The 17,143-nt window shown below is 67.5% G+C and carries 15 protein-coding genes; 5 read left to right on the forward strand and 10 right to left on the reverse strand.

Annotated elements, in window-relative coordinates:
- Positions 1-110: 110 nt before the first annotated feature.
- The 3 genes from ACILR9_RS31190 to ACILR9_RS31200 form a co-directional block, all read right to left on the reverse strand.
- Positions 111-1,124: a helix-turn-helix domain-containing protein gene (locus ACILR9_RS31190; RefSeq protein WP_395713882.1), complete on the reverse strand. Its 1,014-nt coding sequence runs from the start codon at positions 1,122-1,124 to the stop codon at positions 111-113.
- 80 nt (positions 1,125-1,204) lie between these two features.
- Positions 1,205-3,409 carry a phosphoenolpyruvate--protein phosphotransferase gene (gene ptsP, locus ACILR9_RS31195; RefSeq protein ID WP_395713883.1) on the reverse strand — a complete coding sequence of 735 codons (2,205 nt, stop codon included), beginning with the start codon at positions 3,407-3,409 and terminating at the stop codon, positions 1,205-1,207.
- Between the two features lie 261 nt (positions 3,410-3,670).
- The gene (locus tag ACILR9_RS31200; RefSeq protein ID WP_395713884.1) at positions 3,671-4,918 is read right to left on the reverse strand and encodes an aspartate kinase; all 1,248 of its coding nucleotides are present in this window, start codon (positions 4,916-4,918) and stop codon (positions 3,671-3,673) included.
- 59 nt (positions 4,919-4,977) lie between these two features.
- Between ACILR9_RS31200 and ubiG the strand changes: the two genes are divergently transcribed.
- Positions 4,978-5,742 carry a bifunctional 2-polyprenyl-6-hydroxyphenol methylase/3-demethylubiquinol 3-O-methyltransferase UbiG gene (gene ubiG, locus ACILR9_RS31205; RefSeq protein WP_395713885.1) on the forward strand — a complete coding sequence of 255 codons (765 nt, stop codon included), beginning with the start codon at positions 4,978-4,980 and terminating at the stop codon, positions 5,740-5,742.
- Between the two features lie 196 nt (positions 5,743-5,938).
- On the opposite strand, the gene ACILR9_RS31210 is transcribed toward ubiG, so the two are convergent.
- Complete coding sequence (locus tag ACILR9_RS31210; protein ID WP_395713886.1) at positions 5,939-6,502, reverse strand: DUF1178 family protein; 564 nt, start codon at positions 6,500-6,502, stop codon at positions 5,939-5,941.
- On the opposite strand from ACILR9_RS31210, the gene ACILR9_RS31215 reads away from it, so the two are divergent.
- The gene (locus tag ACILR9_RS31215; protein ID WP_395713887.1) at positions 6,494-7,009 is read left to right on the forward strand and encodes a class I SAM-dependent methyltransferase; all 516 of its coding nucleotides are present in this window, start codon (positions 6,494-6,496) and stop codon (positions 7,007-7,009) included. The genes ACILR9_RS31210 and ACILR9_RS31215 overlap by 9 nt on opposite strands.
- 296 nt (positions 7,010-7,305) lie before the next feature.
- On the opposite strand, the gene ACILR9_RS31220 is transcribed toward ACILR9_RS31215, so the two are convergent.
- Genes ACILR9_RS31220 through ACILR9_RS31230 form a run of 3 tightly spaced genes read right to left on the reverse strand, consistent with a single transcriptional unit; the run spans position 7,306 to position 9,241 of the window.
- Positions 7,306-8,175, reverse strand: a complete 870-nt coding sequence (locus ACILR9_RS31220) for a carbon-nitrogen hydrolase family protein (RefSeq protein WP_395713888.1) — start codon at positions 8,173-8,175, stop codon at positions 7,306-7,308.
- 14 nt (positions 8,176-8,189) lie between these two features.
- Complete coding sequence (grxC, locus tag ACILR9_RS31225) at positions 8,190-8,450, reverse strand: glutaredoxin 3 (protein ID WP_395713889.1); 261 nt, start codon at positions 8,448-8,450, stop codon at positions 8,190-8,192.
- Positions 8,451-8,473: 23 nt separating this feature from the next.
- Positions 8,474-9,241, reverse strand: coding sequence for a ComF family protein (locus ACILR9_RS31230; RefSeq protein ID WP_395713890.1), 768 nt, complete (start codon positions 9,239-9,241; stop codon positions 8,474-8,476).
- Positions 9,242-9,291: 50 nt separating this feature from the next.
- Between ACILR9_RS31230 and ACILR9_RS31235 the strand changes: the two genes are divergently transcribed.
- Together ACILR9_RS31235 and ACILR9_RS31240 are read left to right on the forward strand one after the other, a co-directional pair.
- On the forward strand, positions 9,292-10,260 hold the full coding sequence (locus tag ACILR9_RS31235; RefSeq protein ID WP_395713891.1) for a methyltransferase domain-containing protein: 969 nt from the start codon (positions 9,292-9,294) through the stop codon (positions 10,258-10,260).
- A 4-nt stretch (positions 10,261-10,264) separates the two neighbouring features.
- Positions 10,265-11,074, forward strand: coding sequence for a hypothetical protein (locus ACILR9_RS31240; RefSeq protein ID WP_395713892.1), 810 nt, complete (start codon positions 10,265-10,267; stop codon positions 11,072-11,074).
- 150 nt (positions 11,075-11,224) lie between these two features.
- Here ACILR9_RS31240 and mutT read toward each other — a convergent pair whose 3' ends face one another.
- The 3 genes from mutT to ACILR9_RS31255 form a co-directional block, all read right to left on the reverse strand.
- Positions 11,225-11,632: an 8-oxo-dGTP diphosphatase MutT gene (gene mutT / locus ACILR9_RS31245; protein ID WP_395713935.1), complete on the reverse strand. Its 408-nt coding sequence runs from the start codon at positions 11,630-11,632 to the stop codon at positions 11,225-11,227.
- Positions 11,633-11,691: 59 nt separating this feature from the next.
- A complete protein-coding gene (argJ, locus tag ACILR9_RS31250) occupies positions 11,692-12,930 on the reverse strand; it encodes a bifunctional glutamate N-acetyltransferase/amino-acid acetyltransferase ArgJ (protein WP_395713893.1) in 1,239 nt (412 codons plus the stop codon).
- A gap of 85 nt (positions 12,931-13,015) precedes the next feature.
- Positions 13,016-14,053, reverse strand: coding sequence for a peptidylprolyl isomerase (locus ACILR9_RS31255; RefSeq protein WP_395713894.1), 1,038 nt, complete (start codon positions 14,051-14,053; stop codon positions 13,016-13,018).
- Between the two features lie 305 nt (positions 14,054-14,358).
- Between ACILR9_RS31255 and secA the strand changes: the two genes are divergently transcribed.
- On the forward strand, positions 14,359-17,130 hold the full coding sequence (gene secA / locus ACILR9_RS31260) for a preprotein translocase subunit SecA (protein ID WP_395713895.1): 2,772 nt from the start codon (positions 14,359-14,361) through the stop codon (positions 17,128-17,130).
- Positions 17,131-17,143: the final 13 nt, after the last annotated feature.

Here is a 17,143-nt window from a genome sequence, read left to right on the forward strand (position 1 = left end):
AGCAACAGCATTGCTGTCATCCCGAGCGCCGCGAGCGACCTTAACGAAACGCCGGCGCTTGCGGCGCCGCCGAAAAGTCACAGGGTCCGAGAAGCCGCCAGCGACCCGCCTCAGCGGGCGTCGATGACGCGATAGGCGATTCCGGCCGGCACGGTGTAGCTCTCGCCCGCGCGGACATATGTCTGCGCCAGGACGTCGCCCGTGGGCGAGCGCAGCTCGACCCAGCTGTTGGTGCGGACCCGGACCGGCGTGTCGACCTTCACCGGAATATTGCTGGTCGCCGGATCGGGAGCCGCCGGCTTGGCCACCGCTTCCTCGGTGGCAGGCACGGACGTCGCGGCTTTCGGCGTGTCGACTTGAATGGGAGGCTGTGCGGCCTGCGCCTGACCGATCGCAGGAACCGTCATGACGGCGGGCGGCGCGGGCACCTGCACCACGACAGGCGGTGCCAACGGTGCCGGCTGGCTCTCCGGTTGAGTGGGCGGTGCGACGCTGTCACGGCGCATCGCCGGCCACAGCTCGGCGGGCTGCGCCGCGGGCGGAGAATTGCGCACTTCGCGCGAAGGTTGTGGCGACGTCGTGGTGCCGGGCGCCGGCGCCGGCGCGCTCACCGTCGGCGGCGCAGCGCTGCCGGTCGGCGCGGCATCCGGCCGCGACGCCAGCAGACGATCGGGCACCGGCGGAACCTTCTCGACCACCACCGCCTGCTCGCGCGGCAGGTAGTGCCATGCGGCATAACCCGCGGCGACGACCAGCAGAACCGTCAGCACCGCAAGACCCACCGGCGCGCGCCGTTCGGCGATCGGGAAATCAGCCGGCAACGCGACAGGCCGTTTGATCGGAACGGCACCGGAATGATGGTACGCCGTCAGTACCTTGTCGGGATCGAGGCCGACGTGAGCCGCGTAGGCGCGCAGGAACGCGGGGACGTATGCCGCGCCAGGCAACTTGTCGAAGCGCCCTTCCTCGATTGCTTCCAAACTGGAACAACGAATACGCAGAGCTTTCTCGACATCGGACAGAGCAAGGCCGCGGGCCTCGCGCTGGTCTCGTAGCAAGCGACCGACCGCACGCCCCGACGACGTATCGCGTTCAATCGCACGCCAATCAACCTGATCCGGCATGATGAACCCTGCTCTTCCCCTCTGGCGCGAGTCTTAGCAGAGGGATTCTGACAGGGCAAAAGCGATTCGACTCTTCGTGGCTAAATTTCGATGGCGTGATCCGCAGCGAACAGTCGCAGCGTCTCGCGCATCGGTCGATCGGGCTGCGATAGCGCAGCGCGCATGAAGCTTGTTGCTTCGCCGAGATCGAGCGAACGGATCATCGCCTTCACCGGCCCGATCGCGCCGGGTGACATCGACAATGCGCGCACGCCGATCGCCAGCAGCGCCAGCGCTTCGACAGGCCGTCCTGCCATCTCGCCGCACACCGCGAGATCGACACCAGCAGGCCGCGCCTTCTCGACTACAAAATGTAGGAGCCGAAGCAGCGCCGGCGACAAGCTGTCGTAGCGCGATGCGACCCTGCTGTTGCCGCGATCAGCCGCATACAGAAACTGCAGCAGATCGTTCGTGCCGATCGAAACGAAATCGACCTGACGCAGCAAGCTGTCGAGCTGCCAAGCCAACGCCGGGACTTCGAACATCACGCCGACGCGCAAGGGCTGGGGAACAGGTTGGCCGCGACGCGACGCGCGCTCGAGCTCGAGATCGAGCAGGCGCCGTGCGCTTTGCAATTCACCCACGTCGGCGATCATCGGAAACATGACCGACAGTGGCCGACCGTTGGCCGCCTGCACGAGGGCGCGCAGCTGTCGCCGCAGCATGGCAGGTCGATCGAGACCGATGCGAATGGCACGCCAGCCCATGGCCGGATTGTCGTCGCCGAAAGCGCCGACATACGGCAGCACCTTGTCGCCGCCGACGTCGAGCGTGCGAAACACAACTGGCCGGCCATCGGCGAGATCGATCACGCGCGCATAGAGCCAAGCCTGTGCATCGACGTCGGGAAATTCCGAACGCACCATGAACGGGATCTCCGTGCGGTAGAGACCGACGCCGTCGGCGCCGACTTCAACCAGATGCTGCATATCGATCAGTAAGCCCGCGTTCATATTCAAGGAAATGCGAACCTGATCGCGTGTCGTCGGTGGCAGATCGCGCAGCGCGGCATACTTGCGCCGCCGTTGCGCCCGGGCGTCGATCGCATCGAAGATCGATTGCAACACATCCTCTGCCGGGCGCACCAGCACCTGGGCGTTGTCGCCGTCGACCACGATCGAATCGCCCGGTTCGATGCGCGCCAGGACGTCCGGCGCTCGACCGACCACGGGAATGTCGAGGGCGCGCGCGACGATCGCGACATGGCTCTGCGCCGAGCCTTCCTCGAGCACCAGGCCGCGCAGGCGCGCCCGGTCGTAGTCGAGCAGCTCGGCCGGGCCCATGTCGCGGGCGATCACGATCATGTCGTCGGGCAGCGATTCCGGATCGACGACGGCGCGACCGGTCAGGCGCAGCAGCAGGCGATTGGTGAGGTCCTGCAGGTCGCTCAGGCGCTCGCGAATATAGGGGTCGGTCGACTGGCCGAGCCGGGTGCGCACGTCGTCGAAGGCGCGCTGCACACCCGCTTCCGCCGTCAGGCCCGACGAGACGGCCTCGCGCACCCGCTCGAGCCAGCCGCGATCGTCGATGAACATACGGAAGGTTTCCAGGATCTCGCGCTGCTCGCCCGACTGCATGTCGTGCGCCTCGAGCATGCGGTCGATATCTTCGCGCACGCCGTGTGCAGCGCTTTCGAAGCGCGCCAGCTCCTGCCCGACATCCTCGGCTACGACCTTCTGGATGGCGATCCGGGGCTCATGCAGGACGGCGTGGCCAATGGCGACGCCCGGCGTCAGTTGAACGCCGTCGACGCGCAGCGGCAGCAGTCCCAGGCCATCGACCTGCTGTACCTCGTTGGGGCTGACGAAGTGGCCGGCGGCGATCAGCTCGGCCAGCACCATGGCGATGGTCTGGAGAGTCTCGATCTCCTCCTCGTCGTATTGCCGGCGGGTGCGGTTCTGGACAACCAGCACGCCCAGCGAACGGCCGGCGCGCACGATCGGCACCCCGGCCAGCGAATGGTAGATCTCCTCGCCCGTCTCCGGCCGGTAGGCGAACTGCGGATGGCTCTGGGCATCGGCCAGCGCCAGCGGACGGGCGTGGGCGGCGATGTCGCCGACCAGGCCCTCGCCGACCCGCAGGCGGGTCCGGTGGACGGCCGACGGGTTCAGGCCCTGGGTGGCGAACAATTCGAGCACTTCGCCAGCGCGCAGCAGGTAGATCGAGCAGACCTCCGCCACCATCTCGTTGGCGACCAGGCGCACGACCTCACCCAGCGTGTTCTCGACGGAGTCGGCACGCGCCATCGTGTCCCGGAGCCGCTTGAGGAGCATTCGCGGTCCGGCCGGGGGAGTTGCTCTCTCCATGGTCAGACCGCTGGATGCTTGAGTCGGATTACGACGAAGCTACGGTCGATGGTTTGGGCGCAGAATCGCCATGCCGCCCTGGACCGATGGGTCCGTCGGGCGGTCCGGCAGGCCATGAGGATGGCGTCGACGCACATGGCCTGCTTATAGCAAGACCCGCGCCGAACTGCCTAATCGCTTGTTCGCATAAGCGAAAAGCGCTCAGGCGGCGTCGAGCTCGTAAGCCGTATGCAAGGTACGGATGGCGAGCTCGGCGTACTCGGCGGCGATCAGCACGCTGATCTTGATCTCCGAGGTCGAGATCACCTGGATGTTTATCCCCTTGGCGGCCAGGGTCTCGAACATCTTGAGGGCGACGCCGGCATGGCTGCGCATGCCGACGCCGATCACCGAAAGCTTGACCACGTTGGTGTCCGCCTTGATCTCGGCGAATCCAAGATCCTTCTTGGCCCGGTCGAGCCGCTCGACCGCGCGCGGCAGATCAGCCCGCGGCACGGTGAAGGTTATGTCGGTCGAGCTGCCGTCGAGCGACACGTTCTGGACGATCATGTCGACGTTGATGTTGGCCTCGGCCAGCGGACCGAAGATCGCCGCCGCCACGCCCGGCCGATCGGCCACCCGGGTCACCGTGATCTTGGCCTCGTCCTTCGAAAAGGCGATTCCGCTCACGACCGATTTTTCCAGACCCTGCGCCATGATCTCTTCCTCGTCCACAACCAGCGTGCCGGGCAGGTCGCTGCCGAGCGCGGCATCGAACGACGACAGGACCTGCACGCGCACGCGATGATTCATCGCCAGCTCGACCGACCGCGTCTGCAGGACCTTGGAACCCTGCGAGGCCATCTCGAGCATCTCTTCATAGGTGACCCGGTCGATCTTGCGCGCCTTCTCGACGATCCGCGGATCGGTCGTGTAGACGCCGTCGACGTCGGTGTAGATGTCGCAGCGATCGGCCCCGAGCGCCGCTGCCAGGGCGACCGCGGAGGTATCGGAGCCGCCGCGACCCAGTGTCGTGATGCGGCCCTCCGGCGACACGCCCTGGAAGCCCGGGACGATCGGCACCTCGCCGGCCGCCATGGCTTTGGACATCTCCGCCGTATCGATGTCGACGATGCGCGCCTTGGCGTAGGCCGCATCGGTGCGGATCGGAATTTGCCAGGACACCCAGGAGCGCGACTTGACGCCTTCCTGCTGCAGGGCCATCGCCAGCAGGCCGATCGTCACCTGCTCGCCGGTGGCGACCACGACGTCGTATTCGCGCGCATCATGCAGGGGCGCGATCTCGTTGACCCATTTGACCAGCTGGTTGGTAGCGCCGGACATTGCCGAGACGACGACCGCGACCTCGTTGCCGCGCGCGACCTCGGCCTTGGCCTTGCGCGCGACATTCTTGATCCGCTCGGTATCGCCGACCGAGGTGCCGCCAAATTTGAGAACGATGCGCGCCATGGACCTGCTCGAAAGCGCGGTATAGACACCGTGAGCACTGGAAAGGTCAAGGGTGGCCCATGGCCCGCACGGCTGAGACCACTTCGGCTGAGACCACTGTCGACCCCGGCGAGGTCGAGCGCTTCGCCCGCATCGCCGGCGAATGGTGGGATCCTGTCGGGAAGTTCGCGCCGTTGCACCGGCTGAATCCGGTGCGCATCGGCTACATCCGCGACCGCGTCGCGGAGCATTGGCGCCGCGATGCCCTCGGAGGCACGCCGCTGGCCGGCTTGTCGCTGGCCGATATCGGCTGCGGCGGCGGCCTGCTCTGCGAGCCGATGCGCCGACTGGGCGCGACGGTGACCGGCATCGATGCCGCCGCCGACAACATCGAGGTCGCCGCCTTGCACGCCGGCAGGCAGGGGCTCGCCGTCGACTACCGGCAGAGCACGGCCGAAGCCCTTGCCGCTGCGGGCGCTCGCTTCGACATCGTGCTGGCCCTCGAGATCGTCGAGCATGTCGCCGATGCCGACCTGTTCCTGCGATCGTGCAGCCGGCTGGTGAAGCCGGGAGGTCTTCTCTTCCTGTCGACCCTCAATCGCACGGCCAAGGCGTGGGCCCTGGCGATCGCGGGCGCCGAGTACGTGCTGGGCTGGCTGCCGCGCGGCACGCACGACTGGCGAAAATTCCTCAAGCCGTCCGAGGTCGCGCGCAGCCTGCGCGCCAGCGAGCTGGACGTGCGCGAGATCGTCGGCGTGGTCTACAGCCCGCTCAGCCGGACCTGGTCGCTGAACCGCGCCGATCTCGACGTCAACTACATGCTCTACGCAACGTCGCGCCCGTAGAGGGTTCGCATATTGGCGCTCTCTTCATTTTCCTCCCCAACTCTGTTGTGGTCGGCATTTGGCCGCAAGCGGCCAAAAGCCTGAGGTGTCGCCGTCTTCGGCGACGGGGTCATGAGCAACAGGACTGAGGCTCATGACCCCTCCGCCCCGTAAGACGGGGCACCTCCCCAGCGAAGCTGGGGAGGAGAGTGAAAGGCTAATTCCCCCGGGGAATCCACGGCAGGCGGCCGAACTCGATGCCTTCCTCGGCGAGCGCCTCGGCCTCCTGATCGGTCGTCTCGCCGTAGATGCCGCGCCGATCGCTTTCGCCATAGTGGATCTTGCGCGCTTCCTCGGCGAAGCGGTCGCCGACATGCTCGCAATTCTTCTCGACCTGCTCGCGCACCTTGACCAGCGCCTCGCGCAGCTCCTTGGGCATGTGGCGGGCCAAGGCGGCCATCTGCTGCTGCTCGGGCGAAGGCGCCGGCGCAGGGGCGGGAGGCGAAGCGGCCTCTTCCGGCGCGGCGGCCTTGCCGCCCTTCTTGCCAAGGCGCGGCGTCATGAGCGCGCGCTGAACCGCGACATCCCCGCATACGGCACAGCCGATCAGGGATTTCTTCTCCTGGCGCTCATAGGTCTTGCTGTCCTTGAACCAGCTATCGAACTCGTGGCCATTGGAGCAGCGCAGTCGGTATAGGATCATGAAACGAGCAACAATTTCCTGCAGTTGGCACTCCCCAAAGGGGAGTGCCAGAGATGATGGGGTGTGATCGTGGCCCATGCAAGAGGCACGCCTTCTTCCTGGATCGTGCAATGGGCAGGTCTGGTTTCCAACGGGGTCGCGGTGCTCGACGTTGCTGTGGGCCGCGGCCGACACAGCCGCTTTTTCGCCGACCGTGGCCATCCCGTCACGGCAGTCGATCGCGACATCAGCGCCGTCGATCCGCATCCTGCTATCGAGGTCATCCAAGCCGACCTCGAGAACGGGTCGCCCTGGCCGCTCGGCAGTCGGATCTTCGGCGCCGTCGTCGTCACCAACTACCTGCACCGTGGGCTGATGCCCGACCTGCTCGGCGCCCTCGCGCCAGGCGGCGTGCTCCTCTACGAAACCTTCATGGTGGGCAACGAGCGCTTCGGGCGGCCCAGCAACCCCAACCACCTCCTGAAGGATGGCGAATTGCTCGACCTTGCGCGCGGCCGTCTCTCGGTGACCGCCTACGAAGCCCGCCTGATCAGCGCCCCGCAGATGGCGATGGTGCAACGGATCGCCGCCCGGCGTCCCGGGTAGAACGTCATCGCCGGGAGCGCGCCGCTCCGTGGCGCTCACGGCTATGGGCGCCACGCGCTCATAGCGCGCTAACTCAATTTTGGTCGGCGGTCCAACAAAACCCTCATCCTGAGGAGGCCGCGAAGCGGCCATCTCGAAGGATGGGCCGCGGAAGAGATCGCGAAACAGGGCGAGTTGTAGCACCTGCCGTATTGCCACCCTGCGAGACGCTACGCTTCGCGTGGCTCTTCAGGGCGAGGTCCTCTGCAAAGTGAGCGCCTGTGAGTGGCCCGCTCCCAGCAATGAACTGGCTGATCCTACTCCGCAGCCCTGGCGAGGCCGGGCTTGTGGAGAACCGGCGTGCTGTACTTCCGATCATGCGTCAGCGACGGCACCATCTTGCGGGCTTCGGCGACCTTGCCGAGGTCGATGTCGGCGACGACGAAGCCCGCGGTCTCGCCGCCCGCATCTGCCAGGACCTCGCCCCACGGCGCCACGGCGACGGAGTGGCCGTAGGTCTTGCGGTTAGAGCCCTTGTGCGTGCCGACCTGGGCCGGCGCGAACACGAAGCAGCCGGTCTCGATCGCCCGGGCGCGCATCAGGGCGTGCCAATGGGCCTGTCCGGTCGGCACCGTGAAGGACGACGGGATCGACAGCATCGTCGCCCCGGCATGCGCCAGGTCGCGGTAGAGATAGGGGAAGCGCAGGTCGTAGCAGATCGTCATGCCGAGCACGCCCCACGGCGTCTCCGCCAGCACCGACCGCTCGCCCGGCTTGAAGGTCGACGATTCCCGGTAGCTCTCGCCGCCGGCGAGCTGGACGTCGAACATGTGGATTTTGTCGTAGCTCGCCACCACGCCGCCGGAGGAGTCGATCAGATAGGATCGGTTGCGGATTTGTTCCTCACCCGGCACGCGCACGTGGATCGAGCCCAGCAGGAACCACGCCCCGGTCTCGCGCGCGCTGGCCCGGGCCGCGGCCAGCATGCCGTGGACGTCCTCCGTCTCCGCCTTCTGCAGCGTCTCTCCCCGATTGGCGCCGATCAGGCCGGTATTTTCCGGCGTCATGACGAAGTCGGCACCGGCGTCCCGGGCAAGCCGCGCCTGCTCGCGCACGAACGCGATGTTGTCCGCCATCTCGTTGCTGACATTGGTCTGGATCAGACCGGCCTTGAACGCCGTCGTCATGGCTTGAGGCTCCCTCAGCCGGGCTGGGCGAGCATTGCGTCGAGCTTGCCCGCCCTCTCGAGGGCCGCCAGCTCGTCGGAGCCGCCGATATGCGCACCATTGATGAAGATCTGGGGGACGGTCTGGCGCCTGGCGCGCTCGCGCATCTCGCTGCGCTTCTTGTCGTCCATCATCACGTCCATTTCCTCGTAGGCTGCGCCCTTGGCGTCGAGCAGGCCTTTGGCCCGCGCGCAGTAGCCGCAGAACGGCGTGGTGTAGATCTCGATCTTGGCCATCGTGGTGAACCTCTTTGGCCAAACTATACCGCCGGACGGACAACCCGCGCCAGCGTGAGCACGTCAACGTGTCGCGCTCCGCCGCGTTGCAGAACGCGCGTGCAGGCCTCGACCGTCGCCCCCGTGGTCAGCACGTCGTCGACCAGCACGACGGCCTTGCCGGCGACCTTCGGCATCCAGCGCGGATGGATGTCGAACGCCGCGCGCACATTGCCGCGACGCTCCTCGGCTCGCAGGCCGGACTGCGACCCCGTCCAGCGGCGCCGGCGCAGCAGGTCGGGCGCGAGGCTGAGATGCGCGCGATCCTCGGCATGCCGGACGACAGCCCGCGCCAGCAATTGCGCCTGGTTGTAGCGGCGCGCCAGCAGGCGCCGCCAATGCAACGGCACCGGCGCCACGATGTCGGCATCGGCCAGGAGCTCGGCCCCGGCCCGCGCCATCCAGGTGCCGCAGGCCCGCGCCATGTCGGTGCGGTCGCCATGCTTGAACGGCAGCACCAGGCGGCGGCTCTCCTGGTCGTAGACCAGTGCGGCGCGTGCCCGGCGATAGCGCGGCGGTCGGGCGAGACAGCGGGCGCACAGGGCTTCCGCCCCCGGATCGGCGGCAAAGGGATCGGCGCAGCGCGCGCAGTAGGGCGGCGCGATGAAGGAAAACCCCCGCCAGCAGGCGGCGCACAACGTTCCGGGCGTCTCGACGATCTCGGCGCAGCGCAGGCAGAGCGGCGGCAGCACGGCGTCGAGCACCAGGCGACCGGCACCGCGACAGAACCGGCCAAGTCGCGCGGTCAGCATGGTGCGGAAAAGTGCATGCCCCGAGATGACTGGGCAATTGCGCCGACAGGATGGCGCTTCCCCTACCCGACGGCGGGCTTTGGCCCTACATACGGGCTGTGATCATCCCCGATCCTCTGCTGGTCTTTGATCGCGCGACCCTGCGGCAGCGGCGCGAACGGGCGGCGGGTCATTGGGATCAGCGTGCCTTCCTCAAGCGCGAAATCGCCACCCGGCTGGTCGAGCGCCTTGACGACGTCCGCCGCGCGTTCCCTCTGGCCCTTGACCTCGGCTGCCATGGCGACGAGATCGCCACGGCACTGGCAGGGCGCCCGGCCGTCGACCGGGTGATCCGCAGCGATCTCGGGCTCGCCTTCGCCCGCCGAGCGCGCGGCTCCGCCGTGGTTGCGGACGAGGAGTTCCTGCCGTTCGCCCCGCGGAGCTTCGACCTGGTCGCCAGCGCCATGACGCTGCATTGGGTCAACGATCTTCCCGGCACGCTGATCCAGATCGCCCGCATCCTGAAGCCGGACGGCCTGTTCCTGGGCGCCATGCTGGGCGGCGCCACCCTGTGGCAATTGCGCCAGGCCCTGGCGGCGGCGGAGAGCGAGATCGAAGGCGGGCTCAGTCCGCGCATCTCGCCGTTCGCCGACCTGCGCGATGCCGCGGGCCTGCTGCAGCGGGCGGGCTTCGCCCTGCCGGTGAGCGACAGCGAGACGATCGACGTCGAGTATGCCGACGCGCTCGCCCTGATGCGCGATATCGGCGGCATGGGCGAGGGCAACCTGGTCGTCGAGCGGCGGCGCGGCCTCGCGCGCCGCGCGACGCTGCTGCGCGCGGCGCAGCTCTATGCCGAGCGCTTCACCCTGCCGTCGGGTCGGATCGTCGCCAGCTTCGAAGTGCTGTTCCTGCATGGCTGGGCACCGCACGCCTCGCAGCCCAAGCCGCTCGCGCCCGGCAGCGCCGCGCGGCGGCTGGCCGACGCCTTGGGGACGACCGAAGTCAGCGCAGGCGAGAAAGTCGAACGGAGCTCGAGGTGAACCGGTGATCAAACTGCCGTTCGGCGAGGTGCTGTCCGAGAGCTTCGGCTTCTTCTTTGCCAATCTCCGCCTGTTCTTCCATCTCGTAACCATCCCCTGGATCGCGTCCCTGGCGATTCGCGTGATCGGCGCGGTGCTGGCGCACGATTCGCTGGCCGCCATCCTGATCGAGAAGATGCTCGATGTCGTACCCACCGTGATGTTCATGGTGGCCTGGCAACGCGTGGTCCTGCTGGGGCCCAAGCGGGTCGATCGCCTGCCCGGTCTCGGCTGGTCGCCGCGCGAATCGGCCTACCTGATCCATCTGGCGAAGATCGCCGGCGTCACCTTCCTGCTGATTGCCGCCTTCATCTTCACCATCGGCACGCTCAACCCGGAGACGATCGGCATGGGCGTGCCGGTCGATCCCGAAGCTGCCCGCCGCCAGGCGATGGCGGCGCCGCTCGGCGCAGGCTTCACCATCTCGCTTCTGCTCGCGCTGCGCGTCAGCTTCGGCCTCGCTGCCACCGCCGTCGACGTGCCCTTCTCGCCTCGCCTGTCGTGGACCTACAGCCGCGGCAACGCCTGGACCATCATCGGCGTGCTGTTTCTCACCTTCTTCGTCGGCGCCCTGGCGACGACGGCGGCGAGCCTGGTCGCTCTCGGCCTGATGCGCGGCATGCTGGGCGCCGACAGCGCGGCGGTCCTCGTCACCTGGCTGGTGGCGATCCTGGTTTCCTACGCCGGCGCCGGCCTCGCCGCGACCGTCCAGGCCGTCATCTTCCGCCGGCTGCTCGCCTGGCGCGAGGGCGCGCCGCTGCCGGCGCTGTCGTGACGGGATTCCTCCCCGGCTCCGCCTGGGAGGTGTCGGCGGCTTCGCCGACGGAGGGGTCATAAGCAACGGGACTAGGGCCTCTGACCCCTCCGTCCGCGATTACGCGGACACCTCCCCAGCGAAGCTGGGGAGGAGAATGAGGGAGCGACTTCACAAGAGATCGCGCAGCAGGCCGACGAGCGGCACGTCGGCCGGCGGCATCGGGTAGCGCGACAGCTCCATCGGCATCACCCAGCGCAGCGCCTGGCCCTCGCGCGACTGCGGGGTGCCGAGCCACTTGCGACAGGCGAAGACCGGCATCAGCAGATGGAACGTCTCGTAGCCGTGGCTGGCGAAGGCGATCGGCGCCAGGCAACTGGTCGCCGTCTCGATGCCGAGCTCCTCGTGCAGCTCGCGCACCAGGGCCTGTTCCGGCGTCTCCCCGGCGTCGACCTTGCCGCCGGGGAACTCCCACAGCCCGGCCATCGACTTGCCGGCCGGACGTTGGGCGATCAGCACGCGGCCGTCGACATCGATCAGCGCCACCGCGGCGACCAGCACGAGCGGGCGCTCCCCCAGGGGCGGCGGGCCGCCCGGACACTCCAGCTCGGAAGCGCTCAAGAGCGATTGCCGTCCGCTCAAGAACGATAGCTGCCGTTTATGTCGATGTAGCCGTGCGTCAGATCGCAGGTCCACACGGTGGCGCGGCCGCGGCCGATGCCGAGATCGATATCGATCACGATGTCGGTGCCCTTGATATGCCGGGTCACCGGCGTCTCGTCGTAGTTGGGAACGACCTGGCCGCCATCGGTGATGCGCACGCCGCCGATCGAGATCCGGAGCTTGTCGCGGTCGGCGCGCTCGCCCGACTTGCCGACGGCCATGACGATGCGGCCCCAATTGGCGTCCTCGCCGGCGATCGCCGTCTTGACCAGCGGCGAGTTGGCGACGGCCAGGCCGATCTTGCGCGCCGCACCATTCGACGAGGCGCCGCCGACATTGATGGTGACGAACTTGCTGGCACCCTCGCCATCGCGGGCGAGCAGCTGCGCCAGCTCGATCAGCACCTCGTCGAGCGCCCGCTTGAAGTCGACCAGCACCGGGTCGTCGGCTTCCTCGATCGGGGCGTGCCGGGCGACGCCGCTCGCGACCATCAGGAGGGTGTCGCTGGTCGAGGTGTCGCCGTCGACGGTGACGCAGTTCAGCGACTTGTCGGCGGCGTCGGACACCAGCTTCTGCAGCACCGGCCCCGGGATCTTGGCGTCGGTGAAGACGAAGGCCAGCATGGTCGCCATGTCGGGCGCGATCATGCCCGAGCCCTTGAGGAAGCCATTGATGGTCACGGTGCGCTCGCCGATCCTGGTTTGGCGCGTGGCGAGCTTGGGGAAAGTATCGGTCGTCATGATGGCGCCCGCGGCGGCCGCCCAGCCATCCTCGCGCGCCGACTTGATCATCGCCGGCACGACGGCCGCGATCTTCTCCCACTCCAGCGGCTGGCCGATCACGCCGGTCGAGGCCATGAAGACCTCGTTGCGCGGGCAGCCGAGGGCCTGGGCGACGGCCCGCGTGCTCTCCTCCACCGCCTTGTCGCCCAGCTTGCCGGTGAAGGCGTTGGCGTTGCCGGCATTGGCGACGATGGCGCGCACCTTGCCGCGCGGCAGGTTCTTGCGGCACCAGTCGACCGGTGCGGAGCAGGTCTTCGAGCGCGTGAGCACGCCGGCGATGGTGGCGCCCGCCGGCACCACGGCAAGCATCACGTCATCGCGGTCCCTGTAGCGCACGCCGGACGGCGCGGCGGCAAGCTTGACGCCGGCGATGCGCGGCAGCGTCGGCGTCGTCTTCGGCGCGAGCGGCGATTGGGCGTGCGTGACAGCCATTTAACTCCCCCAACGGACGGCCGACGAGCGGGGTCGACCGTTCGATGCCGGGAGCCTACACCAGAACGACTGAAAAATGTGAGTTCTACTTGGTGCCGGCCGGCGGCGTGGCGGGCGCTGCGGCCGGCGGCGTGGCGGGCACCGCAGCGGGCGGCTTGGCGGGCGTCGCCGGCTTGGCGGGCGCTGCCTCGGCCTTGGTGCCGTCGATGTTGAATTTCTCGATCTTGGCGCCCGAGCGCAGCTGGTCGAGATGGGCGGTCACCGCCTCGCGGACCATTTCCTCGCGCAGTTGCTCGGACAGCTCCTCGAACGGCGGCGGTGGCGCCTTGCGGCGATCCTCGACCTTGATGATGTGGTAGCCGAACTGGGTCTTGACCGGCGTATCCGTCAACCCGCCCTTGTTGAGGGCGAATGCCGCGTCGGCAAACTCCTTGACCATGTCCGATTTCTTGAACCAGCCGAGGTCGCCGCCCTCGGCACCGGAGGCCTTGTCGGTCGATTTGTCTTTGGCGAGCTTGTCGAAGGCTGCCCCCTTCTTGAGCTCGGCAATCAATGCCTTGGCCTCGTCCTCAGTCGCCACCAGGATGTGCCGGGCGTGCACCTCCTCCTCGGCCGGCAGGGACTTCAGCCGCTCCTCATAGCGCTCCTGCAGCTTCTCGGCCGTGACCTTGCGGGCAATCTCGCGCTGGATCCAGAAATCCTGCAGCACCTGGTCCTCGACAAAGGCCATCCGCTTCTTGAAGGCCGGATCCTCGGTGACCTTGTTCTTGCGCCCCTCCTGGACCACCAGCTTGCTGTCGATGATGCGGTCGAGCAACGCCGGGAACACCGCCTGCAGCGGCATGTTGCGGTATTGTTGCGGCAGTGCCTGCTGGGCGACCTCGAGCTCGGAGAGACGGATCGGCAGGCCGTTGACGATGGCCACCACCGGGTCCTTGAGCGGCTGGGCGGCCTGCGTCGGCGGCTTGGCTGCCGGCGGCTTCTGCGTCGGCTGCGTGGCCTGACCGCCCTGGGGTGCTGCCGGTTGAGCTGGATTGGGCTGCTGGGCGGCGGCCGAGCCGGCGATCACGGCGGCTGCGCAAAACAGCAAAAAGGGGCGCAGCGGACGCAGGCAAAGGCTCATGATGGACTCCGGAAGCTCGTCGCGACGGCGAATCGCGATTGATTGCGTTTACACAGGGCCGCACCAGCCAAGCAAGGCCCACCGACCCGACGAGGATCGCAATGACAGTCGATTGCGGCACTTTTTCGTGAGCACCGTGTCGCCGAGGAGATCGTCGCCGGCCGATTTGTCGCTGGCCGGCGCTTTGGTGCCCCTGCCCTCGCCCCCCTGCGTCGGCGCGTTGACACTGGCAAGCCTGCTCTCTATCTGAGATAAGGTCGGCGGGCCCAAGTGCCCGCCTAAGTCATTAAAGTATCGAGGGTTTCATGCTGCGAGCGCTCGCTCGAAGCCTGTTCGGCACTGCCAACGATCGGGTCGTCAAGGGCTTCGACAAGCCGGTGGCGAAGATCAACGCTCTCGAGCCTGACCTCGCCAAGCTGTCCGACGAGCAACTGCGTGCGAGGACCACCGAGTTCCGCGAACGCCTGGCCAAGGGCGAAAGCCTGGACGATCTCCTGCCCGAGGCCTTCGCCACGGTGCGCGAGGCGGCCAAGCGCACGCTGGGCCAGCGTCACTTCAACGTGCAGCTCAAGGGCGGCATGGTGCTGCACCAGGGCAAGATCGCCGAGATGAAGACCGGCGAGGGCAAGACGCTGGTCGCCACCCTGCCGGTCTATCTGAACGCCCTCGAAGGCAAGGGCGTGCACGTCGTCACGGTGAACGACTACCTCGCCAAGCGCGACGCCGAATGGATGGGCCAGATCTACAGGTTCCTCGGCCTCACCGTCGGCGTGATCGTGCACGAGCTCGACGATGCCCAGCGCAAGGACGCCTACGCCTGCGACGTCACCTACGGCACCAACAACGAGATCGGTTTCGACTACCTGCGCGACAACATGAAGTACCGCCAGGACGCCATGGCCCAGCGGCCCTTCAACTTCGCGATCGTCGACGAGGTCGATTCGATCCTGATCGACGAGGCCCGTACGCCGCTGATCATCTCCGGGCCGGCCGAGGATTCCTCGGAGCTCTACCGCCGCGCCGACACGGTTATCCCGCGCCTGCAGGCGAGCCATTTCGAGAAGGACGAGAAGAACCGTACGGTCGTGCTGACCGACGCCGGCGTCGAGGCGGTCGAGGATATCCTGCGCGCCGACGGCCTGCTGCCCGAGGGCATCGGCCTCTATGCCCCGAACCAAGTCTCGGTGCTTCACCACGTGACCCAGGCGCTGCGCGCCCACAAGCTGTTCACGCGCGACGTCGACTACATCGTCAAGGACGGCCAGGTCGTCATCATCGACGAGTTCACCGGCCGCATGATGGCAGGCCGTCGCTACTCCGAGGGGCTGCACCAGGCGCTCGAGGCCAAGGAGCATGTCGAGATCCAGCGCGAGAACCAGACGCTGGCCTCGATCACCTTCCAGAACCTGTTCCGCATGTACCCGAAGCTGGCCGGCATGACCGGTACGGCGATGACGGAAGCCTCCGAGTTCGGCGAGATCTACAAGCTCGAGGTGGTCGAGATCCCGACCAACGTCGACGTGGCGCGCAAGGATGCCGACGACGAGATCTACCGCACGCTCGGCGACAAGACCCGCGCCATCGTCAAGCTGATCGAGGAATGCCGGGCGCGCCAGCAGCCGATGCTGGTCGGCACGGTGTCGATCGAGAAATCCGAGGCGCTTTCCGACGAGCTCAAGAAGCGCAGCATCCCGCACAACGTGCTCAATGCCCGCTACCATGAGCAGGAAGCCGAGATCGTGGCCCAGGCTGGCCGGCCGGGCTCGGTGACGATCGCCACCAACATGGCCGGTCGCGGCACCGACATCCAGCTCGGCGGCAACGCCGACATGCTGGTGCGCCACGCCGAGGCCGAGATTGCCAACAGGGTCGCCGACGAGGCCGCGCGGCAAGCCGAGATCGAGAAGGCGGCGGCCACCATCAAGGCCGATGTCGCGCGCGACCGCGAGATCGTGCGCGGCGCCGGCGGTCTCTACGTCGTCGGCACCGAGCGCCACGAGAGCCGGCGCATCGACAACCAGCTGCGCGGTCGCTCCGGTCGCCAAGGCGATCCGGGCGCGTCGAAGTTCTTCCTGTCGCTGGAAGACGACCTGATGCGCATCTTCGGCAACAACAAGGTGCTCGACTGGGTCCAGAAGAAGGGGATGGCCGACGACGAGGCGCTCACCCATCGCTGGCTGAACAAGGCGCTGGAGACGGCGCAGGGCAAGGTCGAGGCGCGCAACTTCGAGATCCGCAAGAACCTGCTGCGCTTCGACGACGTCATGAACAGCCAGCGCAAGGAGATCTACAACGAGCGCATCGAGCTGATGGCCACCGAGGACGTCTCGGAGACGGTGGCCGGCATGCGCCGCGACGTGGTCGACGGGCTGGTCTCGAAGACCATCCCTGCAGGCGTCTATGCCGAGCAGTGGAAGGTCGGCGAGCTCAAGGACGAGGTGCAGCGCATCTTCGGCCTCGACCTGCCGATCGACGCCTGGGCGAAGGAAGAAGGCATCGCCGAGGACGAGATCAAGACGCGCCTGAATGACGCGGCCGACCGGCTGTTCGCCCAGCGCGCGGCGCAGTACGGGCCGGAGGTCTGGCGCCAGGTCGAGAAGAGCGTGCTGATGCAACTGTTCGACCAGAGCTGGAAGGAGCATCTGCTCCATCTCGACCATCTGCGCCAGGGCATCGGGCTGCGCGCCTACGGCCAGAAGGATCCGCTGAACGAGTACAAGCGCGAGGCGTTCAACCTGTTTAACGACATGCTGGGCGGCCTGCGCGAGCAGGTGGTGGCCCTGCTGTCGACCCTGGAGCTGCGCATGGAACAGCCGCCGATGCCCGAGATGATGCCGGCGGCGCAGATGCACGAGATCCACGAGGACCCGGCTCTGGCCGCCGCGATGAGCGAGGATCCCGCGTTCGATCCGGCGGATCCGGACGGCGGCGGCGTCGCCACGCTGCACCGGCCGCGCCCCAACGCCAAGCAGGCCCGCGACCCCAACGATCCGTCGTCCTGGGGCAAGGTCGCCCGCAACGCAGCCTGCCCGTGCGGCTCGGGCAAGAAGTACAAGCACTGCCACGGCCGCGTTTAGGGCCTGTGACGTG

Source organism: Reyranella sp. (assembly GCF_044224635.1).
GTDB lineage: Bacteria > Pseudomonadota > Alphaproteobacteria > Reyranellales > Reyranellaceae > Reyranella.